The sequence below is a fragment of the Pseudomonas sp. MM213 genome (genome assembly GCF_020423045.1).
Classification (GTDB): Bacteria; Pseudomonadota; Gammaproteobacteria; order Pseudomonadales; family Pseudomonadaceae; genus Aquipseudomonas; species Aquipseudomonas migulae.
This window is the reverse complement of record NZ_CP081943.1, coordinates 3,792,700-3,819,370: the sequence shown is the minus strand read 5'-3', so window position 1 is coordinate 3,819,370 and position 26,671 is coordinate 3,792,700. Positions and strand designations below refer to the sequence as shown.

26 protein-coding genes and 1 pseudogene are annotated in these 26,671 nt (G+C 61.0%); 21 read left to right on the top strand and 6 right to left on the bottom strand.

Going from position 1 to position 26,671, the window contains the following annotated elements:
• Positions 1-183: 183 nt before the first annotated feature.
• Positions 184-1,704, bottom strand: a complete 1,521-nt coding sequence (exaC, locus tag K5R88_RS17355) for an acetaldehyde dehydrogenase ExaC (RefSeq protein ID WP_008035766.1) — start codon at positions 1,702-1,704, stop codon at positions 184-186.
• A 386-nt stretch (positions 1,705-2,090) separates the two neighbouring features.
• On the opposite strand from exaC, the gene K5R88_RS17350 reads away from it, so the two are divergent.
• From K5R88_RS17350 to K5R88_RS17335, 4 genes are all read left to right on the top strand, one after another.
• A complete protein-coding gene (locus tag K5R88_RS17350; RefSeq protein WP_226298108.1) occupies positions 2,091-4,004 on the top strand; it encodes a sigma-54-dependent Fis family transcriptional regulator in 1,914 nt (637 codons plus the stop codon).
• A gap of 154 nt (positions 4,005-4,158) precedes the next feature.
• The gene (gene mpl / locus K5R88_RS17345; RefSeq protein ID WP_226298107.1) at positions 4,159-5,508 is read left to right on the top strand and encodes a UDP-N-acetylmuramate:L-alanyl-gamma-D-glutamyl-meso-diaminopimelate ligase; all 1,350 of its coding nucleotides are present in this window, start codon (positions 4,159-4,161) and stop codon (positions 5,506-5,508) included.
• The gene (gene ubiX, locus K5R88_RS17340; protein WP_008035761.1) at positions 5,505-6,137 is read left to right on the top strand and encodes a flavin prenyltransferase UbiX; all 633 of its coding nucleotides are present in this window, start codon (positions 5,505-5,507) and stop codon (positions 6,135-6,137) included. Before mpl ends, ubiX begins: the two co-directional genes overlap by 4 nt.
• On the top strand, positions 6,130-6,414 hold the full coding sequence (locus tag K5R88_RS17335) for a YceK/YidQ family lipoprotein (RefSeq protein WP_008035760.1): 285 nt from the start codon (positions 6,130-6,132) through the stop codon (positions 6,412-6,414). Before ubiX ends, K5R88_RS17335 begins: the two co-directional genes overlap by 8 nt.
• A gap of 134 nt (positions 6,415-6,548) precedes the next feature.
• Here the strand turns inward: K5R88_RS17335 and K5R88_RS17330 are convergent, their stop codons facing one another.
• From K5R88_RS17330 to K5R88_RS17320, 3 genes are all read right to left on the bottom strand, one after another.
• Positions 6,549-7,190 (bottom strand): oxidoreductase, encoded by a 642-nt coding sequence (locus K5R88_RS17330; protein WP_008042977.1) that lies wholly within the window; start codon positions 7,188-7,190, stop codon positions 6,549-6,551.
• A 27-nt stretch (positions 7,191-7,217) separates the two neighbouring features.
• Positions 7,218-8,936, bottom strand: coding sequence for a C13 family peptidase (locus K5R88_RS17325; RefSeq protein WP_226298106.1), 1,719 nt, complete (start codon positions 8,934-8,936; stop codon positions 7,218-7,220).
• Between the two features lie 103 nt (positions 8,937-9,039).
• Positions 9,040-9,495: a MaoC family dehydratase gene (locus K5R88_RS17320; protein ID WP_017341009.1), complete on the bottom strand. Its 456-nt coding sequence runs from the start codon at positions 9,493-9,495 to the stop codon at positions 9,040-9,042.
• A gap of 183 nt (positions 9,496-9,678) precedes the next feature.
• On the opposite strand from K5R88_RS17320, the gene K5R88_RS17315 reads away from it, so the two are divergent.
• The 4 genes from K5R88_RS17315 (at position 9,679) to K5R88_RS17300 (ending at position 11,652) form a co-directional block, all read left to right on the top strand.
• Positions 9,679-10,041, top strand: coding sequence for a CidA/LrgA family protein (locus K5R88_RS17315; protein WP_008044533.1), 363 nt, complete (start codon positions 9,679-9,681; stop codon positions 10,039-10,041).
• Entirely contained in the window at positions 10,038-10,754 is a 717-nt protein-coding gene (locus K5R88_RS17310) for an LrgB family protein (protein ID WP_226298105.1), read from the top strand. Before K5R88_RS17315 ends, K5R88_RS17310 begins: the two co-directional genes overlap by 4 nt.
• 10 nt (positions 10,755-10,764) lie before the next feature.
• Positions 10,765-11,355, top strand: a complete 591-nt coding sequence (locus K5R88_RS17305) for an LON peptidase substrate-binding domain-containing protein (RefSeq protein WP_008035081.1) — start codon at positions 10,765-10,767, stop codon at positions 11,353-11,355.
• Positions 11,356-11,484: 129 nt separating this feature from the next.
• Positions 11,485-11,652, top strand: a complete 168-nt coding sequence (locus K5R88_RS17300; protein ID WP_008035083.1) for a hypothetical protein — start codon at positions 11,485-11,487, stop codon at positions 11,650-11,652.
• A 57-nt stretch (positions 11,653-11,709) separates the two neighbouring features.
• On the opposite strand, the gene K5R88_RS17295 is transcribed toward K5R88_RS17300, so the two are convergent.
• Positions 11,710-13,026 (bottom strand): bifunctional DedA family/phosphatase PAP2 family protein, encoded by a 1,317-nt coding sequence (locus tag K5R88_RS17295; protein WP_226298104.1) that lies wholly within the window; start codon positions 13,024-13,026, stop codon positions 11,710-11,712.
• A 175-nt stretch (positions 13,027-13,201) separates the two neighbouring features.
• A complete protein-coding gene (locus K5R88_RS17290; protein WP_226298103.1) occupies positions 13,202-13,900 on the bottom strand; it encodes a DNA-3-methyladenine glycosylase in 699 nt (232 codons plus the stop codon).
• A gap of 177 nt (positions 13,901-14,077) precedes the next feature.
• On the opposite strand from K5R88_RS17290, the gene K5R88_RS17285 reads away from it, so the two are divergent.
• From K5R88_RS17285 to K5R88_RS17225, 13 genes and pseudogenes are all read left to right on the top strand, one after another.
• Positions 14,078-15,349, top strand: coding sequence for a glutamate-5-semialdehyde dehydrogenase (locus K5R88_RS17285; protein WP_008044543.1), 1,272 nt, complete (start codon positions 14,078-14,080; stop codon positions 15,347-15,349).
• 64 nt (positions 15,350-15,413) lie between these two features.
• Entirely contained in the window at positions 15,414-16,040 is a 627-nt protein-coding gene (gene nadD / locus K5R88_RS17280; RefSeq protein ID WP_008044544.1) for a nicotinate-nucleotide adenylyltransferase, read from the top strand.
• Positions 16,041-16,112: 72 nt separating this feature from the next.
• Positions 16,113-16,607 carry a ribosome silencing factor gene (gene rsfS, locus K5R88_RS17275; protein ID WP_008035092.1) on the top strand — a complete coding sequence of 165 codons (495 nt, stop codon included), beginning with the start codon at positions 16,113-16,115 and terminating at the stop codon, positions 16,605-16,607.
• 9 nt (positions 16,608-16,616) lie between these two features.
• Positions 16,617-17,084 carry a 23S rRNA (pseudouridine(1915)-N(3))-methyltransferase RlmH gene (rlmH, locus tag K5R88_RS17270; protein ID WP_007937439.1) on the top strand — a complete coding sequence of 156 codons (468 nt, stop codon included), beginning with the start codon at positions 16,617-16,619 and terminating at the stop codon, positions 17,082-17,084.
• Between the two features lie 9 nt (positions 17,085-17,093).
• Positions 17,094-18,989, top strand: a complete 1,896-nt coding sequence (mrdA, locus tag K5R88_RS17265) for a penicillin-binding protein 2 (protein WP_008035095.1) — start codon at positions 17,094-17,096, stop codon at positions 18,987-18,989.
• A gap of 31 nt (positions 18,990-19,020) precedes the next feature.
• A complete protein-coding gene (gene rodA, locus K5R88_RS17260) occupies positions 19,021-20,124 on the top strand; it encodes a rod shape-determining protein RodA (protein WP_050550375.1) in 1,104 nt (367 codons plus the stop codon).
• A gap of 17 nt (positions 20,125-20,141) precedes the next feature.
• A complete protein-coding gene (gene mltB / locus K5R88_RS17255) occupies positions 20,142-21,152 on the top strand; it encodes a lytic murein transglycosylase B (RefSeq protein WP_008035098.1) in 1,011 nt (336 codons plus the stop codon).
• A pseudogene (locus K5R88_RS17250) lies at positions 21,152-22,160 on the top strand (septal ring lytic transglycosylase RlpA family protein). The gene mltB and the pseudogene K5R88_RS17250 overlap by 1 nt, the downstream one beginning before the upstream one ends.
• A gap of 182 nt (positions 22,161-22,342) precedes the next feature.
• Complete coding sequence (locus K5R88_RS17245; protein WP_008035100.1) at positions 22,343-23,500, top strand: D-alanyl-D-alanine carboxypeptidase family protein; 1,158 nt, start codon at positions 22,343-22,345, stop codon at positions 23,498-23,500.
• A gap of 86 nt (positions 23,501-23,586) precedes the next feature.
• Positions 23,587-23,862, top strand: a complete 276-nt coding sequence (locus tag K5R88_RS17240; protein WP_008022933.1) for a DUF493 domain-containing protein — start codon at positions 23,587-23,589, stop codon at positions 23,860-23,862.
• A complete protein-coding gene (gene lipB, locus K5R88_RS17235) occupies positions 23,862-24,509 on the top strand; it encodes a lipoyl(octanoyl) transferase LipB (RefSeq protein WP_008044547.1) in 648 nt (215 codons plus the stop codon). Before K5R88_RS17240 ends, lipB begins: the two co-directional genes overlap by 1 nt.
• Position 24,510: 1 nt before the next feature.
• The gene (gene lipA / locus K5R88_RS17230; RefSeq protein ID WP_008035102.1) at positions 24,511-25,536 is read left to right on the top strand and encodes a lipoyl synthase; all 1,026 of its coding nucleotides are present in this window, start codon (positions 24,511-24,513) and stop codon (positions 25,534-25,536) included.
• Positions 25,537-25,697: 161 nt separating this feature from the next.
• The gene (locus K5R88_RS17225) at positions 25,698-26,648 is read left to right on the top strand and encodes a S66 peptidase family protein (RefSeq protein ID WP_226298102.1); all 951 of its coding nucleotides are present in this window, start codon (positions 25,698-25,700) and stop codon (positions 26,646-26,648) included.
• Positions 26,649-26,671 lie beyond the last annotated feature (23 nt).

Sequence of the window (26,671 nt, the reverse complement as noted above, 5' to 3'; positions counted from 1 at the left end):
GGACTTTCGGAAACTGATTTTTGGTGTGGAGCGGGCACGCAAAGCCCGTGCCAGAGCGGCAGGGCAGTGATTTGTGGTGTGTTTGAGGATGCCTTCGCGGGCAAGCCTCGCTCCTACAGGTACGGCGTGATCCTGTAGGAGCGAAGCTTGCTCGCGAAGGCCGTTACGCGGTTTCGCGCCGGGTTAGAAGAAGCCCAACGGATTGATGTCGTAGCTCACCAGCAGGTTTTTGGTCTGCTGATAGTGATCGAGCATCATTTTGTGGGTTTCACGACCGACGCCGGACTTTTTGTAGCCACCGAACGCGGCGTGCGCCGGGTACAGGTGATAGCAGTTGGTCCACACGCGACCGGCCTTGATGGCGCGGCCCATGCGATAGGCGCGGTTGATGTCGCGGGTCCAGAGGCCGGCGCCGAGACCGAACTCGGTGTCGTTGGCGATGGCCAGGGCTTCGGCTTCGTCCTTGAACGTGGTGATGCTCACCACCGGGCCAAAGATTTCTTCCTGGAACACACGCATTTTGTTGGTGCCCTTGAGCAGGGTTGGCTGGATGTAATAACCCGTCGCCAGACTGCCCTCGAGTTTTTCCACCTTGCCGCCGGTCAGCAGCTCGGCGCCTTCGCCCTTGGCGATTTCCAGGTACGAAAGGATTTTGTCGAATTGCTGCTCGGACGCCTGGGCGCCGACCATGGTGTCGGTGTCCAGCGGGTCACCGCGTTTGATCGACAGGACTTTTTTCATCACCTCTTTCATGAAGTCGTCGTAGATCGATTCCTGAACCAGCGCGCGGGACGGGCAGGTGCAGACTTCGCCCTGGTTGAAGAACGCCAGCACCAGGCCTTCAGCGGCTTTCTCGATGAAGGACGGTTCGGCTTTCATGATGTCTTCGAAGAAGATGTTCGGCGATTTGCCACCCAGCTCCACGGTGGACGGGATGATGTTTTCGGCGGCGCACTTCATGATGTGCGAGCCGACCGGGGTCGAGCCAGTGAAGGCGATCTTGGCGATGCGTTTGCTGGTGGCGAGCGCTTCGCCGGCTTCTTTGCCGAAGCCTTGCACAATGTTGAGCACGCCCGGTGGCAGCAGGTCGCCGATCAGCTCGACCAGCACGGTAATGCCCAGCGGCGTTTGTTCTGCTGGCTTGAGCACCACGCAGTTGCCCGCCGCCAGCGCCGGGGCGAGTTTCCACGCGGCCATCAGGATCGGGAAGTTCCACGGGATGATCTGCCCGACCACGCCCAGCGGTTCATGGATGTGATAGGCCACGGTGTTGCCGTCGATCTCGGCAGCGCTGCCTTCCTGCGCACGGATGCAACCGGCGAAGTAACGGAAGTGGTCGGCGGCCAGCGGGATGTCGGCGTTGAGGGTTTCGCGAACGGCTTTGCCGTTGTCCCAGGATTCGGTGATCGCCAGCAGTTCCAGGTTCTGCTCGATGCGGTCGGCGATTTTCAGCAGCACCAGCGAGCGCGCCTGGGCGGACGTGGCGCCCCAGGCATCGGCAGCGGCGTGGGCAGCGTCCAGGGCTTTGTCGATGTCTTCGGCCGTGGAGCGCGGGAATTCGGCAATCGGTTGGCCATTCACTGGCGAGGTATTGGTGAAGTACTGACCTTTGACAGGCGCGACGAACTCGCCGCCGATGTAGTTACCGTATTTGGCTTTGAACGAAACGATAGCGCCTTCAGTACCGGGGTGAGCGTAACGCATGGTGTTTTCTCCTTGGCTTTTGTACTTATTAGAGAGGCGCATGTGCGCTTGCTATAAGCGTAGAGCAAAGGTCGGGCCACTGCCCTGTGAGCTAGGCAAATCAAGGCCTTGCGCGTTTTTTGTCGGACGGATGGATGGCGGCTGTGACGCTTTCGGTACAGCCCCCGTGACAGTTTGTACCGCTTGTGGCACAAGCTGTGACTGACCGGTCTTGCCAGCATTGCAATGCGGGCTAGGCTGGAGGATGCTCGAACCTCCCTGTAGGAGCGAGGCTTGCCCGCGAAGAACGATAACGCGGTGCATCAGGCAAACCGCGTCATCGTTTTTCGCGGGCAAGCCTCGCTCCTACAGGGTCGGCGTAAATCGCATGGGGAGAATAATAAGAAATGCACGACAACCATTTGAGTCGCCATGCCCAGCAAGTGCTGACCGTGACCCAGGGGAAATCCCACCTGCACGGTCCCGGCAGCGATCCGTCCATTGCCCGTTCCTGGCTGCGTTGTCTTGAGGACTATCACCTCGATCCGGCCCTGACCATGGCGCCGACGGTGCTGGAGCACGGTCGTGTCCTCGAAAGCCGCGAACGCTTGCAGCAAGTGCTGCACATCGCCGGCAATGAAATGAGCAGTCTTCATCAGCAGCTGTCCGGCGCCGGTCATGCGGTGCTGCTGACGGATGCGCGCGGGGTGATCCTCAATTGTGTGACGGCACCCGCCGAGCGGAAGATTTTTGAGCGCGCCGGCCTTTGGCTCGGTGCCGACTGGAGCGAAGCCTGCGAAGGCACCAACGGCATCGGCACCTGCCTGGTGGAGCGTCAGTCGCTGACCATTCACCAGGACGAACATTTTCGTGGTCGTCACACTGGCCTGACCTGCTCGGCGAGCCCGGTGTTCGATCCGCATGGCGAACTGCTGGCGGTGCTCGACGTGTCCTCGGCGCGGCACGAGGTGTCGCGGCAAAGTCAGTTCCACACCATGGCCCTGGTCAATCTGTCGGCGAAGATGATCGAGAGCTGCTATTTCCTGCGTTACTTCGACAATCAATGGTTGCTGCGTTTTCACCTGCAGGCGGAATCCGTCGGGCTGTTCAGCGAAGGGCTGCTGGCGTTCGACGGCGAAGGTCGGATCAGCGCGGTCAACCAGAGCGCGCTGAACCTGCTGGGGCATGTTCGCGGCGGGCTGCTGGGCAAGCCGGTCGAGGCGTTTTTCGATTGTTCGCTGGATGAGTTGCTGGGCCGTGCGAGTGTGAATGCCAGCGCCAGTTGGCCGTTGCGCGCACGTGACGGGCGTGCCCTGTTTGCCGTGTTGCGCGGTCAGCCGCGCAGCATTCCGGTGCCGGTAGTGACCAGTCGGGTCGTTGCCGAACCTGCGCGCCTGTCGGGCATTTGTCTGGGCGATGCGGGTTTGCAGGAAGACTTCCGCAAATCCCTGCGCGTGTTCGAACGGGATGTGCCGCTGTTGATCAACGGCGAAACCGGGTCCGGCAAGGAGGCCTTCGCCAAAGCGGTGCATCAGGCCAGTCAGCGGGCCGAAAAAGCCTTCGTCGCGCTCAACTGCGCGGCCATCCCGGAAAGCCTGATCGAGAGCGAGTTGTTCGGCTATCGCGGCGGCAGCTTTACCGGCGCACGCAAGGAAGGCATGCGCGGCAAGTTGCAGCAGGCGGATGGCGGGACCTTGTTTCTCGATGAAATCGGCGACATGCCGCTGGCGTTGCAGACCCGGCTATTAAGAGTGCTGGAAGATCGGCAAGTGGTGCCGATTGGCGGCGAGCCGGAGGCGGTCAACGTGCGGATCATCAGCGCGACTCACCGTAATCTTCTGGAGCGGGTGCAGGACGGAAGCTTCCGCGAGGATTTGTATTACCGGCTCAATGGGTTGGAGATTGCGTTGCCGGCGTTGCGTGACCGCAGTGACAAATCGCAGTTGCTCGACTTTCTGCTGGCGGAAGAGGCGGGCGGGGAAACGGTGCTGATTGATGAGCCCGCCCGCCAGGCGTTGCTGGGTTTCGCCTGGCCCGGGAACGTGCGGCAGTTGCGTAACGTGCTGCGCACCTTGGCCGCGTTGTGTGATGGCGGGCGGATCGGGCTGGAGGATTTGCCGGCGATGATTCGACAAGCCAGGCCGGTGCCGGTTGTTGCCGTCGAACCGCCTTGCGAACATCCGCTGGATGATGCCGAGCGCCTGGCGTTGCTGAATGCGCTTGAGCAAACCCGTTGGCACATGACCCATACCGCCGAGCAGTTGGGTGTCAGCCGTAACACCCTCTATAGAAAGCTGCGTAAACACGGCATCGCCCGATAGGCGTAGGAGCGAGGCTTGCCCGCGAAGAACGATAACGCGGTGCATCAGGTGAACCGTGTGATGGCATTCGCGGGCAAGCCTCGCTCCTACAAACACAAGGTGCGATTTTCGCCTCCCTACGCTAACCTGCGGCCATGTTTTACGAGGTCGACTAATGCACATTCATATTCTTGGTATCTGCGGCACTTTCATGGGTTCGATGGCGGTTCTGGCCAAAGAGCTGGGCCATCACGTGACCGGCTCCGATGCCAACGTCTATCCGCCGATGAGCACTCAGCTCCAGGCGCAGGGCATTGAACTGACCCAAGGTTATGACCCCGCGCAGCTCGATCCGGCGCCGGATCTGGTGGTCATCGGCAACGCCATGTCCCGCGGCAACCCGGCTGTTGAATACGTACTGAACAAAGGCCTGCCTTACGTCTCCGGTCCGCAATGGCTGGCCGATCACGTGTTGCAAGGCCGCTGGGTACTGGCCGTCGCCGGTACGCACGGCAAAACCACCACCAGCAGCATGCTGGCCTGGGTGCTGGAACACGCGGGCATGAGCCCCGGTTTCCTGATCGGCGGCGTGCCGCAGAATTTCTCGGTGTCGGCGCGTCTGGGCGGCACACCGTTCTTCGTGATCGAAGCCGACGAGTACGACAGTGCGTTCTTCGACAAGCGCTCCAAGTTCGTTCACTACCGCCCGCGCACGGCGATCCTGAACAACCTGGAGTTCGATCACGCTGACATCTTCCCCGATCTGCCGGCCATCGAGCGGCAGTTCCACCATTTGGTGCGGACCATCCCGAGCGAAGGCCTGGTGATCCATCCGACCACCGAGCCGGCATTGCAGCGCGTGATCGAGATGGGCTGCTGGACCCCGGTGCAAACCACCGGCGCCGGTGGTCAGTGGCAGGTCAAACTGCTGAGCGAAGACGGTTCGAAATTCGAAGTGATGTTCGAAGGCGTCGCTCAAGGCGTGGTCGAGTGGGACATGACCGGCCAGCATAACGTTGCCAACGCACTGGCCACCCTGGCAGCCGCGCGGCATGTCGGTGTTGTGCCGTCGATGGGTATTGCCGCGTTGAGCGCGTTCAAAAGCGTGAAGCGCCGGATGGAAAAGGTCGCCGAGGTTCGCGGCATTACCATCTATGACGACTTTGCTCATCACCCGACGGCCATCGCCACGACCCTCGACGGTCTGCGCAAACGCATCGGCGACGCGCCGCTGATCGCCATCATCGAGCCGCGTTCCAACTCCATGAAACTTGGTGCGCACCGCGACGGTTTGCCGGAAAGCGTGGTCGATGCCGATCAGGTGATCTGGTACGCACCGGCCAACCTCGGTTGGGATCTGGGCGCGACCGCCGCGCTGTGCAGTGTGCCGTCGATTGTCAGCGAATCGCTGGAAGGCATCATCGAGCGCGTGAAGAGCCAGGCACAGCCCGGCACTCACGTGGTGATCATGAGCAACGGCGGCTTCGGCGGCCTGCACGGCAAACTCGCCGAGGCGCTGCAATGAACAACGGCCCGGAACGCATCACGCTGGCGATGACCGGCGCTTCGGGCGCCCAGTACGGTTTGCGCCTGCTGGACTGCCTGATCCGCGAAGACCGCGAGGTGCACTTCCTGATTTCCAAGGCTGCGCAACTGGTGATGGCCACCGAGACTGACGTCACGCTGCCGCCGAAAACCCAAATGATGCAGGCCTTCCTCACCGAGTACACCGGCGCTGCCGCCGGGCAGATTCGGGTGTACGGCAAGGAAGACTGGATGTCACCGGTGGCCTCGGGCTCCGGTGCGCCGTCGGCGATGGTGGTCGTGCCGTGTTCGACCGGTACGCTGTCGGCCATTGCCACCGGTGCCTGCAACAACCTGATCGAGCGCGCCGCCGATGTCACGCTGAAGGAGCGTCGCCAGCTGATTCTGGTGCCACGTGAAGCGCCATATTCGAGCATTCATCTGGAGCACATGCTCAAGTTGTCGAACATGGGCGTGACCATTTTGCCTGCGTCGCCGGGCTTCTATCATCAGCCGCAGACCATCGATGACCTGATCGATTTTGTGGTGGCGCGGATTCTCAACCTGCTGAACATTCCACAAGACATGCTGCCGCGTTGGGGCGAACACCATCTGACCAGCGATGAATAAGCTGCTGACGATTGTGCTGGCGCTGCAACTGGCGGGGTGCGCCACGGCACGCACGCTGGATGCTGCCAAACCGGGGGCGCCGGTGGTGTATGCGGGCACGCGCCTGGACTTGTACGCCCTGAATGGCGGTTGCTGTGCGATGGATCGTTTTGGGGCAGAGGCGCCGAGTTATCCGGGTGTCGATCTGCCGGCCAGCGCGTTGCTTGATACGCTGCTGTTGCCGTTGTCGGTGTTGACGGTGATCGGCGTGAGTTTTCAGGCGACGGGTGGGTTGTAGTTTTTCTGCTGCGAATCGGCGGCGCTCCCTTCGCGGGCAAGTCGGACCGCCGCACCGCTCGCTCCTACAGGTTCACCATTGACCCTGTAGGAGCGAGGCTTGCCCGCGAAGGCGTCCGCTCAAACGACAAAGAATTATTTGCCTAGCTTCCTCAACTCATCCGACTCGACAATCCGTATCCCATCCTGTTCTTCCAGCGCCAGTCGCCACATCGCCCTGGCCAGTTGGCACGCTTCGATGCCGCGGTATTTGCCGGGGATCAAGCGGGACAACGGACCGGCGACCTGCTCGGCCAGACGCGGTTCGAGGCGCTCACCCAGCAACACCGAAGGTCGACAAATGGTCAGCTGTGGCCAGTTTTGTGCGCGCAATGCGTACTCCATCTCGCCTTTGACCCGGTTGTAGAAAACCGAGGATCTGCGATCAGCCCCCAGAGCGCTGATCACAATCAAGTGTCGCGCACCCATTTCCCGCGCCCGTTTGGCGAAGGCCACTACCATGTCGAGGTCGACCGCGCGGAACGCCGCTTCCGAGCCGGCCTGTTTGATCGTGGTGCCGAGGCAGCAGTAGGCGATGTCGACGCGACCGCTGAGTTGCGGCAGGAACATCGCCGGGTCGCCGACCGGGTTTTCCAGATGCGGATGCTCGGCCAGCGGCCGGCGTGAGGGGGCCAATACGCGCGTGATCGTGGGCTCGTTGAGCAGGCGATCAAGCAAGTGTTCACCGGTTAACCCGGTAGCTCCGGCAAGCAATACGTGCTGAGGCGTCAAGTACATAATATGTCCCCCTTGATACTGATCAGCTTAGTTGCTCTTTGCGTCCTTGCTGTCGATAGAGACACTTTGTAGCGCTTTTCGTGTCTGCTGTTTGCGTAATAGCTGCCAATGGGAGAGAACGGTTTTCGGCGCCCAGATTTGCGGTTCAGAGGCTTCGAAGCTGTCCGCCAGTTCACGCTCGGCCACGGAGGCCTTGGCCAGCTTGAAGGCTTGTTCCAGATCGTCGGTCTGGTTCAGGGCCTGGGCGAACAGCGCGTCGCCGAAGTAGGTGAAGTTTGCTTCTTCCGAGCACCCGAAGGACACGCGGTCGGCGCGCGACGCGGTCATGATCAGGGTGCGTTCGTCCTTCAGGGCGGGGATGAAACCACCGGAGTAGCAAGACGAAATCACGATGATCTTGTCGCGGTTTTTCAGCGGGGCGAGCACGGCGCCGAGTTCGTTGGCCGGCAGGTCGGACAGCTCCATGCGTGGCTGGTCGAGCACCAGTTCGTGCTCGCTGGTGCCGTGGCTGGTCAGGTAGATGAAGATCAGGTCTTCCGGGCCGCTGCGCTCGGCCAGCGTCAGCGCCGCACGGCGCAGGTTTTCCCGGGTGGCCATCGGCCGGTCGACGAGGTGGTCGCGATGGTTCACCAGGCGGATCTGGCCAAACGCACCGAAACGGCTGGTGAGCATGTTGCTGACGTAATCGGATTCACGCAGGAACACGCTCTGCTTGCCGTCACCGCCGACGGTCAAGGTGTACAACTCGATCGCCGGGGTCGAAGCCGGCACATTGGCCAGCGCGTCTTCGAGCAAGCGGCCCTGGGCCAGCAAACCGAGTTCAAGGCTGTCGGGCAACAGCTTGCCGTCGGCATCGCGTACCCGCTGGCCATTGGCCCAGGTGCCGCTCTGCACGGTGCCATCGGTCAGCACCAGTGTGCCGCGCCCCTGATAACTGTCGCCTTCGAACTGGCCGATGTAGAAGCTGCCATCTGAAAGGTTCAGTCGGCCCTGACCGGTGAAGCGCCAGTCGCTGAACTGGCCGATGTAGTGGCTGCCGTCGGCGCCGATCAACTCGCCTTTGCCATTCAGCGAGCCTTCCTTGAACTGGCCGAGCCAGACATCACCGTCGGCGTTTTCGTAGCGGCCCTTGCCGTGCAGTTGGTTGTTCTTGAAGCTGCCGACGTAAATGTCGCCTTCAGCGCTGTTGAATGTCCCGTTGCCTTCCAGCTGACCGTCCTTGAAATGCCCGGTGAACTGATTGCCGCTGGCGTCGCCACGCTGGCCTTCGCCGTTGGGTTTGCCATGGGCGAACTGGCCTTGATACGAGCTGCCGTCTTCGAGCTCCAGACGGCCGAGCCCCGAATATTGATCGGCCTTGAATTCGCCGCGGTAGGTCATGCCGTTTTCTTTGAGGGTGCCTTCACCTTCGCGCCGACCCGCCTTGAAACCGCCGGTGTAGCTGCTGCCGCTGGTGGTCAGCGTGCCCTGGCCGTCGAACAGCCCCAGGTTGAAATTGCCGCGATACAGCTCGCCGTTGCTGCCGTGCCATTCGCCCTGGCCGTGCCACTGGCCCTTGTCGAAACTGCCGGCGTACCAGCTGCCGTTCGGATAATCGACGCGACCCTGGCCTTGCAGCAATCCGTTGACCAGGTCACCGCGATAGCGGCCGCCGTCCGGCAGGCGCGCATCGGGCGGCAACAGCGATTCGCTGTCGCCGCAAGCGGTGAGCATCAGGGTCAAGGCAATGAGTGCAAGTGAGCGCATAGCGGGATCCGGGCAATTAGGCGACCGAGTATGCCGCAGCTCTATGACTGAGATATAGAGAGAGGTCGCGAAACAGCGTGAGCTGCTTCGCATCCGGGAGGGTTTACACGAAGCAGAGCGACAGTGGCTCGGCGATATAGGCCGGTTTTTCCGAACCTTCGATCTCGAGCGTGGCGGTGGCCTTGAGCAGCCATTGGCCGGGCTTCTTCTCGGTGACTTCGGTCAGATCGACCTTGAGGCGCACTTTCGAATTGACCTTGACCGGCTGAATGAACCGCACGCTGTCGAGGCCGTAATTGACCACCATCTTCAAGCCTTCAGGCAGGATGAGGATGTCTTCCATCAGTTTCGGGATCAGCGACAGCGACAGGAAACCGTGGGCAATGGTGCTGCCAAATGGCGTTTGCGCGGCTTTGACCGGGTCGACGTGGATGAACTGATAGTCTCCAGTGGCTTCGGCGAACAGGTTGATGCGCTCCTGATCGATAGTTAGCCATTCGGAACGTCCAAGTTCCTTGCCGACATAATCTTTGAGCTCTGCAACTGGAACATAGGGCATTGAGACTCTCCTTGGGTTCATCGGTTTTATAGTTTTGAGGTGGGGGGATTTGACCTCCCGGATTACCACTTTAGATCAACATGGCAAATTGCTCCGGTCAACTGACCATGCTTTTGGCGAATGCCGGTCTATAGCGTTGGCATGCTTATAATGCCGGGCGCGATTTTTCGGGGGAGAGGACGGATGTTGTTACGTGGCCTGACCTGGCTGGTGTTGTTCCAATTGCTGGGCACCGCCATCAACCATTTGTTTTTGCCGGTGCTGCCGGGGCCGATCATTGGCCTGCTGCTTCTGCTGGTGTTCCTGATCAGCCGTGGCCAGGTCGGCGAGCCGTTGAGCCTGGCGGCCGGCAGTCTGCTGCGTTACCTGCCATTGCTGCTGGTGCCGCCGGCCGTGGGCGTGATGGTTTACGCCAAGGACATTGCCGCGGACTTCTGGGCCATCGTCGGCGCACTGGTGTTGTCGCTGCTGCTGTCCATGGCGTTCGCCGGTGTGCTGATGCAGCGCATGGTCAAACGCCACGCGCACCGCGAGGACTCGCAATGATCTTCGACTGGCAGGGCGCCTGGTTGTCGGTGATTCATCATCCGTTGTTCGGCATCGGCATCACCCTCGGCGCCTATCAGCTGGTGTTGGCGGCGTTCGAGAAAACCCGCTGGATTTTTCTGCAGCCGGTGCTGGTCTCCATGCTGTTGGTCATTGGCGTGCTGGTCGGCTGCGGCCTGACCTACGCCGAATATCGCAAGAGCACCGAGATTCTCAGTATTTTGCTCGGCCCGGCCACCGTTGCGCTGGCCGTGCCGCTTTACCTCAACCTGCGGCGGATTCGGCAGTTGTTCTGGCCGATATTTACTACGCTGGTGATAGGTGGCGTGATTGCCACCGGCATGGGCGTGTTGCTGGGGTGGTCGTTTGGTGCAGAGCACATGATCCTGATGACCATGGCGCCGAAGTCGGTGACCTCGCCGATCGCCATGCTGGTGGCCGAACAGATCGGCGGCGTCGCGGCGCTGGCGGCGGTTTTTGTGTTGATCACCGGCGTGATCGGGGCGATCTTTGGGCCGAGCCTGCTGAACCGGCTCGGCGTCCACAGCCCCGAGGCGCGCGGCATGGCGCTGGGCATGACCGCCCATGCGGTGGGCACGGCCGTGGCGATGCAGGAAAGTGAAGAGTGCGGCGCCTTCGCGGCGCTGGCGATGAGTCTGATGGGCGTGGCCACGGCGGTGTTCCTGCCGTTGGCGGTGTCGATGGTGGTGTAAGGAAATGTCTATGAGCCTGCCGCTTTTCCCGCTGAATACGGTGCTGTTTCCGGGCTGCATCCTCGACTTGCAGATCTTCGAGGCGCGTTACCTGGACATGATTGGTCGCTGCATGAAACAGGGCGGCGGCTTCGGCGTGGTGTGCATTCTTGAGGGTGAAGAGGTCGGCATCGCCCCGTCAGGTTATGCGCTGGTCGGGTGTGAGGCGCTGATCACCGATTTCAAGCAGCAGGACAATGGCCTGCTGGGCATTCGGGTGCAGGGCGGGCGGCGTTTTCACGTGTTGCGCACCGAGGTTCAGCGCGATCAGTTGACTGTCGCCGAGGTCGAGTGGCTGGAAGACGAACCGGAGCAACCCTTGCAGGATGAGGATGCCGACCTCGTCGCACTGCTCAAGGCCCTGGCCGAACACCCGATGGTCGAAGCGCTGAACATGGGCACTGAAGCGACCGGGCAACAGTCGCTGGCCAATCAGTTGGCGTACCTGCTGCCATTCGCCGAGGTGGACAAGATCGACCTGCTGCAACTCGACGATCCGCAGCAACGACTGGATGCGATCCAGGCGCTGCTCGATGAGTTGCAGGGTGAGTTGTTCGCTTGAAAGCGAAGGGCTGATGAACGCATTTGGTAGCAGTTTGGGCCTCAGGCCAGCATTGTCGGAAGCAACGGATGCGCATAGTTTCAAGTCTGCCCACAGGAAGTGGGTTCACACTTGAAAAGGAAGATGTAGATGGATTCCGACGCAACACAAAAACAGGCTATCTGGGATCAATGCGCCGTTGAGGTCATGCTGGTAGTGCTGAAGAGTCAACAGCGATTCAACTATGAAGTCGCTGCTCAGGCTGCCGTCGATGCCGCGGATGCACTGATCGAAAAACGCGAAGCTCGACGTACTTGAACCATTTCGCTGGATAAAAAAAGCCCGAGCATCGAGCTCGGGTTTTTTTGTGTTCGATCAATAGGCATACCGCAACATTGCGTGCGGTAAATGCCGCAACGCAAAGAAGCCAAATAACACCACCATCGCCGGCAACACCAGCCACCAGACTTTGGGTGGCATGGCGTTGAGCGGTGTCTGACGCTGACTCAACCCCAGGCTCGCCGCACACACGCACGCCGCCAGCATGGCGCCGGCCAGCACATCCGTTGGCCAGTGCGCGCCCAGGTACACGCGTGACAAGGCAATCGCCAGCGCCGGCAGGCAACCCAGCAGCAACCAGGTCAGGCGCATCCTTGGCGGTTGTCCGCGACCGGCCAGCACGGCGAGCGTCAGAAACAGCGCGAAAGAGCCCGAGGCATGGCCGCTGGGCATGCTGTAGCTGGTAAGCGGGTCGCTCAGGACTTCCGGGCGCAACCGGGCGAAAAAGTGTTTGGTGAGCGTATTGCCGAGTGCGGTGACGAGCAGCGTGCTGCCGGCGAAAATCGCCTGGCGCCATTGCCGGGTCAGCAGCAGCAAAACGGTGAGCAGGGCGCTGAACAGCAGCATGTTGCGGAACTCGCCGATCAGGGTGAAAGTCACGGCGACTTCATCGAGCATCGGGCTGCGGTGTTCCTGCACCAGCGTCATCAAGCCTTGGTCGAGAGCGGTGAGGTGCGGGTAGCCGATAAACAATCCGGCCAGAATCAACAAGCTCATGCTGGCGATCAGTATCGTGGCCTTGCGATGACGGCGCAGGCTGCTGGTCGCGCTCAGGCCGATCATCACGGCGATACTGCCGGCGACGATCCCGGCCTCAGGCCAGAAACCTTCCGGTAATGGCAAGCGAATCGCCGCGCCCGTGGCCCAGCCGGGCAGCAGGTAGGCGACGCTCCAGCCGGCAGTGGCCAGCAGGCTGACGGCGACGAAGCGCGGGAACGGCATGTCGAACATCCCGGCGACCATCGGCAGCATCGGCCTTAGTGGCCCGATGAATCGTCCGACCAGCAGGCTGGCGATGCCATAGCGCTGGAAGTAAGCCTCGGCACCGGCGATCCACTCCGGGTGATGGCGCAGGCCGGGCAGGCGCCGGATGTTCTGATGGAAATGTCGCCCAACAAAGTAGGAAACGATATCGCCCAGCACGCCGGCGGCGAATCCCAGCAGCAAGGTTTCGCTCAACGACAGTGCACCGCTGCCGGCCAGCACGGCGACGGCAAACAGCAACACCGTGCCGGGTACGATCAGTCCGGCAATCGCCAGGCATTCCACGAAGGCCACGATGAACACCGCCGCAGCCAGCCATTGCGGGTTGACCGTCAGCCATCCGGTCACGCTATCGAGCCATGGGCCCATAAAAACAACTCCATTGAATTTTTATAATCGCCCGCGACGGACGAACACAGCCTGCAAAACACCACCGAACCCTGTGGGAGCGAGCCTGCTCGCGAAGGCGCCGTGTCAGGCTCCAGCAATATGCCTGGAAGGACGCCTTCGCGAGCAGGCTCGCTCCCACAAGGGATTTTCGTGTTCATGACAGCAAAAAATAATCGCGACCTTCGACCTGCCCCCGTCGCAGCGGGTTTCGCGTGCAATACGGCGCGTAAGCTGCATCGACGAAGCGGTACATCAAATGCTCATCGCGCCCATGGGGAATGCCCAGGCGTGTGGTTTGAATAATGTGGCCCGGCGCCGGGCCGACATCTTCCACCAGCAGCGCCTCATGATCGAAACGCTTGGCGTCCCAGACCGGCACCTTCAAACCCAGCGCCTTGCACAACAGCGTTTGCCCGGCACAGAGTTTTTGCGACGGGCGAGGGCGGCCCTGGGCGTCGGGATTGTTCAGCAGCATCTGCGCCAGGCTTGCCGGGCCGCTCAACTCATCGACCCACGGATAAGCTGATTTGATCAAAACCGCATTGCCCGGACCTTGAGCGCTGAAATTCAGGGAGTCGCCGCCCCGGGCGTAATACATATAGATGTGGCCGCCATCCAGAAACAAAGCCTTACGCTTTTCTGTGTAGCCGAGAGAGGCATGGCTGCCTTTTTCTTCGAAGTAATAGGCTTCGGTCTCGATGATCCGGGCGCTGAGCCACAGTTCACCGACCCGATGCCGGATGACTTTGCCAAGTAAATCCCGGGCCAGCGTTTGCGCATCCCGGTCGAAAAATGCGTCCGGGAGCCCGGTGGGCAGGCCCGCAGCGGTCGCACGAACAGTCAGGTTGGACATGATGAGCGGCATTTATCAAAGCTGATTGAGTCGTGATGATAACAATTTGCAGCTTAATCACGGCTGAACGTCGGCAAATTGCCCTCCATTTCGACCATCCGCCCGTCACCGCTGTTAGTCAGGGGACGCGACAGCTATAATCTGCCGCTTTCATCTTTGCCAAGATCACAGCAGACAATGACTGAGTCCGTTCTCGACTACATGACCCGCCTGGGTCGCGCCGCCCGTGAAGCGTCGCGCATCATCGGCCGTGCCAGCACCGCGCAGAAAAACCGCGCCTTGCAGGCGGCTGCCAATGCGCTGGATGCTGCGCGTGCCGAGCTGACGGCCGCCAACGAGCTGGATCTGGCGGCTGGTCGAGCCAATGGCCTGGAACCTGCGCTGCTGGAACGTCTGGCGCTGACCCCGGAGCGTATCGACGGCATGATCGTCGGTTTGCGCCAGGTTGCAGCGTTGCCGGACCCGGTCGGCGCCATTCGCGACATGAGCTTCCGTCCGTCGGGGATTCAGGTCGGCAAGATGCGTGTGCCGCTGGGCGTAATCGGGATCATTTACGAATCCCGGCCCAACGTGACCATCGACGCCGCCAGCCTGTGCCTGAAGTCCGGCAACGCGACCATCCTGCGCGGCGGTTCCGAAGCGATTCATTCCAACCGTGCCATCGCCGCCTGCATTCAACGCGGCCTGGCCGAAGCCGATCTGCCGGCCGCCGTGGTGCAAGTGGTCGAAACCACCGACCGTGCCGCCGTTGGCGCGCTGATCACCATGCCTGAATACGTCGACGTCATCGTGCCCCGTGGCGGCCGTGGCCTGATCGAGCGCGTCAGCCGTGATGCGCGCGTGCCGGTGATCAAGCATCTGGACGGTATCTGCCACGTTTACGTCAGTGCCCACGCCGATCTGCCGAAGGCCCAGCGTATTGCCTTCAATGCCAAGACTTACCGTTATGGCATTTGCGGTGCGATGGAGACGCTGTTGGTGGATCAAACCGTTGCCAAAGATTTCCTGCCGTCAATGGCTGCCCAGTTCCGCGAAAAAGGCGTTGAACTGCGGGGGTGCGAGCGCACTCGGGCGATCATTGAGGCTGCAGTGGCCACTGAAGAAGACTGGCACACCGAATACCTGGCACCGATCCTCTCGATCCGCGTGGTCGACGGGCTGGACCAGGCCATCGAGCACATTAATAAGTACGGCTCCCATCACACCGATTCAATCGTCAGCGAAAACCTTGCGGACACCCGGCGTTTCGTCGCGGAAGTCGATTCGTCGTCGGTGATGATCAACACCCCGACCTGCTTCGCTGATGGCTTCGAATACGGATTGGGTGCCGAGATTGGCATTTCTACTGATAAGCTGCACGCCCGCGGCCCGGTGGGTCTCGAAGGTCTGACCTGCGAGAAGTACATCGTGGTCGGTGATGGCCAGTTGCGCGGCCAGGCGTCGGTCTGACTTGGGCGACCTTAATCCGTCGGCCCCGGTAACCACCAGCGAACCTGCGCCTCGACGTATCGGCATGCTGGGCGGGACGTTCGACCCGGTGCACATCGGCCATTTGCGCGGTGCGCTGGAAGTCGCCGAAGCGCTGGCGCTCGACGAGTTGCGCCTGACACCCAGTGCCAGGCCGCCGCATCGCGGTACGCCGCAGGTGTCGGCGAAGGACCGTCTGGCGATGGTCGAGTGCGCGGTGGCCGGTGTGGCGCCGTTGGTGGTGGACGCCCGCGAATTGCAGCGGGACAAGCCGTCCTACACCATCGACACCCTGGAACTGATGCGTGCCGAACTGGCCGCTGAAGACCAGGTTTTTCTACTTTTGGGCTGGGACGCATTTTGCGGCCTGCCCACTTGGCACCGCTGGGAAGAGTTGCTCCAGCATTGCCACATCCTGGTGCTGCAACGCCCGGATGCCGACAGCGAACCGCCGGATGCCTTGCGCAACCTGCTGGCAGCGCGCTCGGTGAGCGACCCGCTGGCCCTTAAAGGGCCGAGCGGACAGATTGCATTCGTCTGGCAGACGCCGCTCGCGGTATCCGCCACCCAGATCCGTCAACTGCTGGCCAGCGGTAAGTCGGTACGTTTCCTGGTGCCCGACGCGGTCCTGGCCTACATCGATGCGCACGGACTTTACCGTGCGTCGAACTGAAAAAGGGTGCGCTTCAAGGCACGTGAATGCGTGTAGCGAAGCGCCCGAACATACGAGCAAAACGAGTTTTATATGACTGACAAAGACGTAGCTAAAGTAAAGCGCAAAGGCACATTCAAGAGCGCCCCGCTGCCAGTAGAAGCGCCAACCGGCCCTGAGCTGGCTGGCGAAGCGCTGGTCAAGGTTGCCGTGGCAGCCCTGGAAGACGTGAAGGCCCAGGACATCCAGGTCATCGACGTTCGTGAAAAGCAGAGCATCACTGACTTCATGATCATCGCTACCGGTACGTCCAACCGCCAGATCGGCGCCATGCTGGACAAGGTCCGCGAAGCCGTCAAAGCCCAGGGCGTCAAGCCTTTGGGTGAAGAAGGCAAGGGCGACAGCGACTGGGTCCTGCTGGATATGGACGATGTCATCGTGCACATGATGACCGCCTCGGCTCGCCAGTTCTACGACCTGGAGCGCCTGTGGGCCGGTGCAGAGCAGAGCCGTTCGGCCAGCGCTGCGCATCACAGCCCGGAAAACACCCACGAGCATTTCACCAAGCTCAACAAAGACCAGCTGTAAGGGATTGCTGTGCGACTGCGACTGATCGCCGTCGGTTCACGCATGCCCAAGTGGGTGGAAGAAGGCTGGCATGAATATGCCAAGCGTCTTCCGTCCGAGCTGGCGCTGGAACTGGTGGAAATACCGCTCAACACCCGTGGCAAGAACGCCGACGTGGCACGCTTCATCCGTCAGGAAGGCGAAGCCATGCTGGCCAAGGTCGGGCCGAACGAGCGCGTTGTCACCCTCGAAGTCCACGGCAAGCCCTGGAGTACCGAGCAGTTGGCGGTCGAGCTCGATCGCTGGCGGCTGGACTCGCGCACGGTGAATTTCATGGTCGGCGGCCCCGAAGGGCTGGCGCCGGAAGTGTGTGCGCGGGCCGATCAGCGCTGGTCGTTGTCACCGTTGACGTTGCCGCACCCACTGGTGCGGATTCTGATCGGCGAACAGCTGTACCGTGCCTGGACAGTTCTGTCCGGTCACCCTTACCACAAGTAGTTCTGCCTCATGTCCCAGCCGATCCGCATCAAGGACCACGAAAAAGACGCCCGTCTGGTGCGTGGCCGCGTCGTGTTCGGGGCCATTGCAGTGGTGGTGCTGATCGGCGTGCTGATCGCTCGCCTGTATTTCCTCCAGGTGATCCAGTACGAGTACCACTCGACCCTGTCGGAAAACAACCGCGTCCATGTGCAGCCGATTCCGCCGACCCGCGGATTGATCTTCGACCGCAATGGCGTGGTGGTGGCCGACAACCGGCCCAGCTTCAGCCTGAGCATGACCCGCGAGCGTTCCGGCGACTGGCAGCAAGTGCTCGACGTGATCGTCGAAGTGCTGGAACTGACGCCCGAGGATCGGGTGATCTTCGAGAAACGCATGCGCCAGGGGCGTCGGCCATTCGAGCCGGTGCCGATCCTGTTCGAGCTGACCGAAGAGCAGATCGCCCGCATCGCCGTGAACCAGTTCCGCCTCCCGGGTGTGGAAGTGGTTGCGCAGCTGGTGCGGCATTACCCGCAGGGCGCGCACTTTGCGCACTCGGTGGGTTACATGGGGCGGATCAACGAGAAAGAGCTGAAGTCTCTCGATCCGGTCAATTACAGCGGCACCCACCACATCGGCAAGACCGGCATCGAGCGTTTCTACGAGCCCGAACTGCATGGCCAGGTGGGTTACGAAGAAGTCGAAACCAACGCACGAGGCCGCGTTCTGCGGGTGCTCAAGCGTACCGATCCGATTCCCGGCAAGGACATCGTCCTGAGCCTGGACATCAAGTTGCAGGAAGCGGCCGAAGCGGCACTCGGCGGTCGCCGTGGTGCGGTGGTCGCGCTGGACCCGAAAACCGGCGAAGTGCTGGCAATGGTCAGTCAGCCGAGTTTCGACCCGAACCTGTTTGTGACCGGCATCAGCTTCAAGGCTTATTCCGAACTGCGTGATTCCATCGACCGGCCGTTGTTCAACCGCGTGCTGCGTGGCCTTTACCCACCGGGTTCGACCATCAAGCCAGCGGTGGCCATTGCGGGCCTGGACTCGGGCGTTGTCACCGCGTCGACCAGGGTCTTCGACCCCGGCTACTACATGCTGCCCAATTACGATCACAAGTATCGCAACTGGAACCGTACCGGTGACGGCTACGTCGATCTGGACACGGCGATCATGCGGTCCAACGACACCTACTTCTATGACCTGGCCCACAAGCTGGGGATTGATCGCTTGTCGGCCTACATGGGCAAGTTCGGCATCGGCCAAAAGGTCTCGCTGGACATGTTCGAAGAGTCGCCGGGGCTGATGCCGTCCCGTGAGTGGAAGCGTGCGACCCGGCGCCAGGCCTGGTTCCCGGGTGAAACGCTGATTCTCGGGATCGGTCAGGGCTACATGCAATCCACGCCGCTGCAACTGGCCCAGGCCACGGCGCTGGTGGCCAACAAAGGTGTGTGGAACCGTCCGCACCTGGCCAAGACTGTCGAAGGCGAGCGGCCGAAGGATGACAATCCGATGCCGGACATCATCCTGCGCGATCCGTCCGACTGGACCCGGGTCAACCACGGCATGCAGCAAGTGATGCACGGTGCGCGCGGTACGGCGCGCAAGGCTTCGATCGGCGCGCAATACCGGATCGCCGGCAAAAGTGGTACCGCCCAGGTGGTCGCGATCAAGCAGGGCGAGAAGTACGACCGCTCGAAGGTTCAGGAGCGTCATCGCGACCACGCCTTGTTTGTCGGCTTTGCGCCGGCCGACGACCCGAAAATCGTGGTGTCGGTGATGGTCGAGAACGGCGAGTCCGGTTCAGGCGTCGCCGCGCCTGTGGTGCGTCAAGTCATGGACGCCTGGCTCCTCGACCAGGACGGCCGACTGAAAGCCGAATACGCCAGCCCTATCAGTGCGGAGGCTACGGCCCGTGAAGAGTAATTTCGATCGCATCCTCTCCAGCGAGGATGTGATGCGTCGCCGTGCGACGCTGTTGCAACGCATGCACATTGACGGACCGCTGCTGATCCTGCTGCTGACCCTCGCCGCCGGCAGCCTGTTCGTGCTGTATTCGGCCAGCGGCAAGAGCTGGGACCTGCTGGCCAAGCAAGCTACTTCTTTCGGCATCGGCCTGGTGTCAATGATCGTCATCGCCCAGTTCGAGCCGCGCTTCATGGCCCGTTGGGTGCCGGTCGCTTATGTCGTCGGCGTGCTGTTGCTGGTGGTGGTGGACGTCATGGGCCACAACGCCATGGGCGCCACGCGCTGGATCAACATTCCGGGGGTGATCCGCTTCCAGCCTTCGGAGTTCATGAAGATCCTGATGCCGGCGACCATCGCCTGGTACTTGTCCAAGCGCACCTTGCCGCCGCAGCTCAAGCATGTGGGCGTCAGTCTGTTCCTGATCGGTTTGCCGTTCATTCTGATCGTGCGTCAGCCCGACCTCGGCACTTCGCTGTTGATCCTGGCGGGTGGGGCATTCGTTTTGTTCATGGGCGGGTTGCGCTGGCGCTGGATCATCAGCGTACTGGCCGCCGCCGTGCCGGTGGCCGTGGGGATGTGGTTTTTCATCATGCACGACTACCAGAAGCAACGAATCCTGACGTTCCTCGACCCGGAAAGCGATCCGCTGGGCACCGGCTGGAACATCATTCAGTCGAAAGCCGCCATCGGTTCCGGCGGCGTGTTCGGCAAGGGTTGGCTGCTGGGCACGCAATCGCACCTCGACTTTCTGCCGGAAAGCCACACCGACTTCATTATTGCGGTGATGGGTGAAGAGTTCGGCCTGGTGGGCATCTGCGCACTGCTGCTGATTTACCTGTTGTTGATCGGTCGCGGGCTGGTGATTACCGCCCAGGCCCAGACATTGTTCGGCAAACTGCTCGCGGGCGCCCTGACCATGACGTTTTTTGTTTACGTTTTCGTCAACATCGGTATGGTCAGTGGCCTGTTGCCGGTTGTAGGGGTGCCGTTGCCGTTCATTAGCTACGGAGGAACTTCGCTGGTAACGCTGCTGTCAGCGTTTGGGGTTTTGATGTCGATCCATACCCATCGCAAGTGGATCGCACAGGTTTGAATAAGGTGAAGATTTCAATGCAAGTAATGCGTGGCTGGGCGACTCGATACGCGCCATGGGTCGGCCTGGTAAGCATCCTTGGCACAGCGCAGGACGCGTTGGCCGGCGATTACGAAGGCTCACCCCAGGTGGCCGGCTTCGTCGGTGAAATGACCCGCGACTACGGTTTCGCCGGTGAACAGCTGATGGGCGTGTTCCGCGAAGCCGAGCGCAAGCAGTCGATTCTGGACGCGATCTCCAAGCCCGCCGAGCGGGTCAAGCAGTGGAAAGAATATCGCCCAATGTTCATCACCGACGCGCGCATCGCACGCGGCGTGGATTTCTGGCGGCAGCACGAGGCGGTACTCGCCCGTGCCGAGCAGGAATATGGCGTACCGGCCCAGGTGATTGTCTCGATCATCGGCGTTGAGACGTTTTTCGGTCGAAATACCGGCAATTACCGGGTAATCGACGCCTTGTCGACCCTGGGTTTCGACTATCCTCCCCGTGCCGAATTCTTCCGCAAGGAATTGCGTGAATTCCTGTTGTTGGCCCGGGAAGAGCAGGTCGATCCATTGACCCTCAAAGGTTCCTACGCCGGGGCGATGGGCTTGCCGCAGTTCATGCCGAGCAGCTTTCGCGCCTATGCGGTGGATTTCGACGGTGACGGCCACATTAATATCTGGACCAATCCGGACGATGCCATCGGCAGCGTCGCCAGTTATTTCAAGCGTCACGGCTGGGTGGCCGGCGAACCGGTGGTCAGCCGCGCCGATGTGCGTGGCGATCAGGTCGACGAAGGTTTGACCACCGGCATCGAACCGACTAAAACCGTCGGGGAGTTGCGGGCTCTAGGGTGGTCAAGTCATGATGCGCTGCGCGATGATATGCCGGTCACGGCATTCCGCCTGGAAGGTGACAATGGCCCTGAATACTGGATGGGCCTGACGAATTTTTACGCAATCACGCGTTATAACCGCAGCGTGATGTACGCCATGGCCGTACATCAACTGTCTGAACAGCTGGTCCAAGCACGGGGCGTCAAGTAATGCGGGCATTGCCTATGAATAAACCCCTGAAGCTGATGGCATTCGCCGCGTTGGCAGTGCTGGTCGCCAGTTGTTCGACCAGCCGCGCACCGTCACAGAAATCATCCACCGCCGTGCGCTCGGCGCCGGGGCTGGACATCAACCGCGCCCACAAAGATGGCGCACCGTGGTGGGACGTCGACGTATCGCGCATCCCGGATGCCACGCCGACCCTGCACACCGGCCCTTACAAGGCCAACCCGTACACCGTGCTGGGCAAGACTTACTTCCCGCTGCAAGAATCCAAGACCTACGTCGCCTCGGGCACGGCGTCCTGGTACGGCACCAAGTTCCACGGCCAGAACACCGCCAATGGCGAGGTTTACGACCTGTATGGCATGAGCGCCGCTCACAAGACCTTGCCACTGCCGAGTTACGTTCGGGTGACCAACCTGGACAACAACAAGTCAGTGATTTTGCGGGTCAACGATCGCGGGCCGTTTTACTCGGACCGCATCATCGACTTGTCCTACGCTGCCGCGAAGAAACTCGGCTACGCCGAAACCGGCACCGCACGGGTCAAGGTCGAAGGCATCGACCCGCAGCAATGGTGGGCGGCCAAAGGCCGTCCGGCGCCTTTGATGCTCAACGAGCCGCAAGTAGCGCAAAATGCCGCGCCGACGATTACCGCATCGGCCGGCACGGTCGAGCAATGGACGCCGCCGCCGCAGCAACACGCCGCGGCCGTTGTGCCCGTGCAGATCGATGCAAAAAAACGCTTCTGTACCAGCCTCTGGCCAGTATCTGCAGGTGGGCGCGTTCGCCAACCCGGACGCTGCAGAACTCCTGAGATCGAAGCTCAGCGGGATGGTGAGCGCTCCGGTGTTCATCAGCTCGATCGTGCGTAATCAACAGACACTGCATCGGGTGCGCCTGGGGCCGATCGGCTCGCCGGGTGAAATCCAGCAAGTGCAGAACAGCGTGCGCCTGGCCAATCTCGGTTCGCCGAGCGTGGTCACCGCCGAGTAATACGTAGTACTTGATTGACGGTTCACTTGCGGTTTTGAGGGGTGGACCTGGTTGTTGGCTCGTTGAAGAACAAAAGCCCGGCAAGGGTACTGAGTGAACGACTGAACACGCGACAGCTCGTTAGAAGGCTGTCTGATTAGTTTTGCCTTCGGGCAGTTTCCATTAGCGATTTCGAGAGACGGATGAACATCACCACCTTTGCCAAACGCCTGTGCCTTCTAGTCCCGCTGCTCCTCTCGCCTGCCGCTTTCGCGGTCGAGATGATGCCGTCGCCGCCACAACTGGCCGCCAAAGCCTATGTGCTCATGGATGCCAGCAGCGGCAACGTGCTGGTCGAGAACAACGGTGACCAGCGTCTGCCACCAGCCAGCCTGACCAAGCTGATGACCGCGTACATCGCGACCCTGGAAATCCGTCGCGGCCAGATCGGCGAAAACGACCCGGTGACCGTGAGCGAAAACGCCTGGCGCACCGGCGGTTCGCGGATGTTCATCAAGGTCGGTTCGCAAGTGACCGTCAGCGACCTGCTGCACGGCATCATCATTCAGTCGGGTAACGACGCCAGTGTTGCGCTCTCCGAGCACATCGCCGGCAGCGAAGACGCTTTCGCCGACATGATGAACAAAACCGTGGCCGACCTGGGCATGACCAATAGCCACTTCATGAACCCGACCGGTCTGCCGAACCCTGAGCACTACTCGTCGGCTCACGACATGGCCGTGCTGGCTCGCGCGATCATCCACGAAGACCCGGCTCACTATGCGATCTACTCGCAGAAAGAGTTCTTCTGGAACGGCATCAAGCAACCTAACCGTAACCTGCTGCTGTGGCGCGACAAGACTGTCGACGGTCTGAAAACCGGCCACACCGACGAAGCCGGCTACTGCATGGTGTCTTCGGCCGTACGTGATGGCATGCGCCTGATCGCCGTGGTGTTCGGCACCAACAGCGAAGTGGCACGTGCGTCGGAAACCCAGAAGCTGCTGACCTACGGTTTCCGTTTCTTCGAAACCCAGACCTTCTATCAGAAAGGTGCCGAGCTGGCTCAGGCCCCTGTCTGGAAGGGCTCCACCAATCAAGTCAAGGCCGGCCTGGCTGAAGACCTGACCATGACCCTGCCAAAAGGCCAGCTGAAAAAGCTCGCTGCCAGCATGACCATGAACCCGCAACTGGTTGCGCCAATCGCCAAGGGCGACGTGATCGGTAAAGTCGAAGTCAAACTGGACGACAAGGTGGTGCACAGCGCTGACCTGATCGCTCTGGATGGCGTCGAAGAGGGTGGTATCTTCCGTCGCATGTGGGATAGCATCCGTCTATTCTTCTACGGCTTGTTCAACTGAATTAGTGTGCACCTGCATGGTCCCGCGCTCATCCGGCGCGGGGTCATGCCCGTCGCCACGGCTTACGCTTACGAGGCCGTTACGCCATGACCGATACTGAAGTAAAGGCGCCCAAGATCGAATTCCCCAACGTTGATTACCCGGTTAAGGTGATCAGCGATACCGGTGTTGGCAACAAAGACAGGATCATCGAGATCGTCAAGAAACACGCGACGATCAACCATGACCGTGTGGATGAACGCCAAAGCACCAACGGCAAATACACCACGATTCAATTGCACATCGTCGCCACCGACCAGGACCAGCTGTACAACATCAACAGCGAACTGCGGGCTACCGGCTTCGTGCACATGGTGCTGTGATGTCTGGCACGCTGGGCTTTCGCGAGCTCGGCCAGATGGCGTACGAGCCGGTCTGGCATGCCATGCAACGCTTCACCAACGAACGCGGCAGCGATGCCGCGGACGAAATCTGGCTGGTTGAGCACCCACCGGTGTTCACCCAGGGCCAGGCCGGCAAGGCCGAGCACTTGTTGCTGCCGGGAGATATTCCGGTGGTGCAGGTCGATCGCGGTGGTCAGGTGACTTATCACGGTCCCGGCCAGTTGGTCGCCTATCTGTTGCTCGATGTGCGCAAGCTGGGTTTTGGCGTGCGTGACCTGGTCACCCGCATGGAACTCTGCCTGATCGAGCTGCTGGCCAGCTACGGCGTGACGGCTGCGGCCAAGCCGGATGCACCGGGTGTCTACGTCGATGGGGCGAAAATCGCTTCCCTGGGTCTGCGGATCCGCCACGGTTGTTCCTTTCATGGCCTGGCCCTGAACGTGGACATGAACCTGGAACCGTTTCGACGGATTAATCCCTGCGGCTACGCCGGGCTGGCGATGACCCAGCTGAGCGATCACGCAGGATCGATTGAATTTGCCGAGGTAAGTGCCCGGCTGCGCGCGCAGCTCGTCAAACACCTCGACTATGCTGAGCAGACGACCCTAACGGGCGGAATCGACTGATATGACTACTGATGCAGTGCAAACCATGATCCCGACGCTGGATGTCACCGAGCGTCCGGCCCCGCGTGCCAAGGTTGAAGCCGGCGTCAAGCTGCGCGGCGCCGAGAAGGTTGCACGCATCCCGGTAAAGATCATTCCTACCACCGAATTGCCGAAGAAACCTGACTGGATCCGCGTGCGCATCCCGGTTTCCCCGGAAGTCGACCGCATCAAGGCGTTGCTGCGCAAGCACAAGCTGCACAGTGTGTGCGAAGAAGCGTCCTGCCCGAACCTGGGCGAGTGCTTCTCCGGCGGCACCGCGACCTTCATGATCATGGGCGACATCTGCACCCGTCGCTGCCCGTTCTGCGACGTTGGCCACGGTCGTCCGAAACCACTGGACGTGAATGAGCCGGAAAGCCTGGCCATTGCCATCGCCGACCTGAAACTGAAATACGTAGTGATCACTTCGGTTGACCGCGATGACCTGCGTGACGGCGGTGCCCAGCACTTTGCCGACTGCATCCGCGAAATCCGCAAGCTGTCGCCGAACGTGCAGCTCGAAACCCTGGTCCCGGATTACCGTGGGCGCATGGACGTGGCGCTGGAAATCACCGCCGCCGAGCCACCGGATGTGTTCAACCACAACCTGGAAACCGTGCCGCGCCTGTACAAGGCTGCGCGTCCGGGTTCGGACTACCAGTGGTCGCTGACCTTGCTGCAACGCTTCAAGCAGATGATGCCGCACATTCCGACCAAGTCCGGCCTGATGCTGGGTCTGGGCGAGACCGACGAAGAAGTCATCGAAGTCATGAAGCGCATGCGCGAGCACGACATCGACATGCTGACCCTCGGCCAGTACCTGCAACCGTCCCGCAGCCACTTGCCGGTGCAGCGTTTCGTGCACCCGGACACCTTCGCCTGGTTCGCCGAGGAAGGTTACAAGATGGGCTTCAAGAACGTCGCTTCCGGTCCGCTGGTACGTTCCTCGTACCACGCCGACGAGCAGGCGAAGCTGGTTAAAGCTGAACTGATCTCGTCGTTGTAACAAAACGCCCGCAAGGCTTTTCAGCCTTGCGGGCATTTTTTTTGGCCGTGCCTACGGCAACTACAGTCTTTTCCTGCACGCTGTGGGGCGACTGTCCCTCTTCTGTTTATTCCCGTTCCTGACTACTGTGTGCAGAAGCTTTCGCGCAGGGAGATTCATGGATGACCGTTCGACCGACCCACACTCTTTTTCCCCACAAACCCGTTCCGGCCTTGCCCGCGCAAGGGCTGATCGGCGTCATTGCGCCCGCAGGCCCCGCTGCACTGGACACCGATAAGGCCATCAGCTGGATGCGCGCGCGCGGATACGCGTTGCGGATTTTCCCTGGTGTGTATGAGCAGGACGGCTACCTGGCCGGCAGCGACGATGTGCGGCTCAATGACCTGCACGCCGCGTTCGCGGACAGCGAGGTCGATGCGATCATTTGCCTGCGCGGTGGTTACGGCACGCCGCGTTTGCTCGATCGCATTGATTTCGAACTATTGCAGAACAACGCTAAGCCGTTCATCGGCTACAGCGATATCACGGCGCTGCACCTGGCGATCAGCCGTTATGCCGGGTTCGTGACTTTTCATGGCCCGCTGCTCAACGCTGATTTGTTGGGGGACAAGCAAAAGCCTACCGAGTCCTCGTTTTTCAACATGCTCAGGGGGCAGGTGAAGGCGGGCAGTGTGTTGACGCACCCGGTGGCTTACCCGTTGACCACAATCGAGCCTGGCATCGCTCACGGGCGCTTGCTGGGCGGTAACTTGTCGATGATTGCCGCGACCATGGGCACGCCTTATGAAATCGAGGCCGAGGGCGTCATCCTGTTTATCGAGGACATCAACGAGCCGTTGTACCGCATTGATCGGCTGCTGACTCATCTGCGGCTCGCAGGCACGCTGGGCAAGTTGCGCGGGGTTCTGGTGGGGGATGTGGCGGGGGTTGATTCGATTGCGCTGGAGCGGTTGCTCAAGCAGACGTTCGAGCCGTTGCGGATTCCGGTGTTGTCGGGGTGGCGCAGCGGGCATTGCGATCCGAACCTGACGTTGCCGATGGGGGCGCTGGTCCGGTTGGATGCGGGCAATAAGGAATTGGTGTTGGAGCAGGATGTAGTCATCAAGCGATAGTTCTACAGCGCCTGATAGTCAGT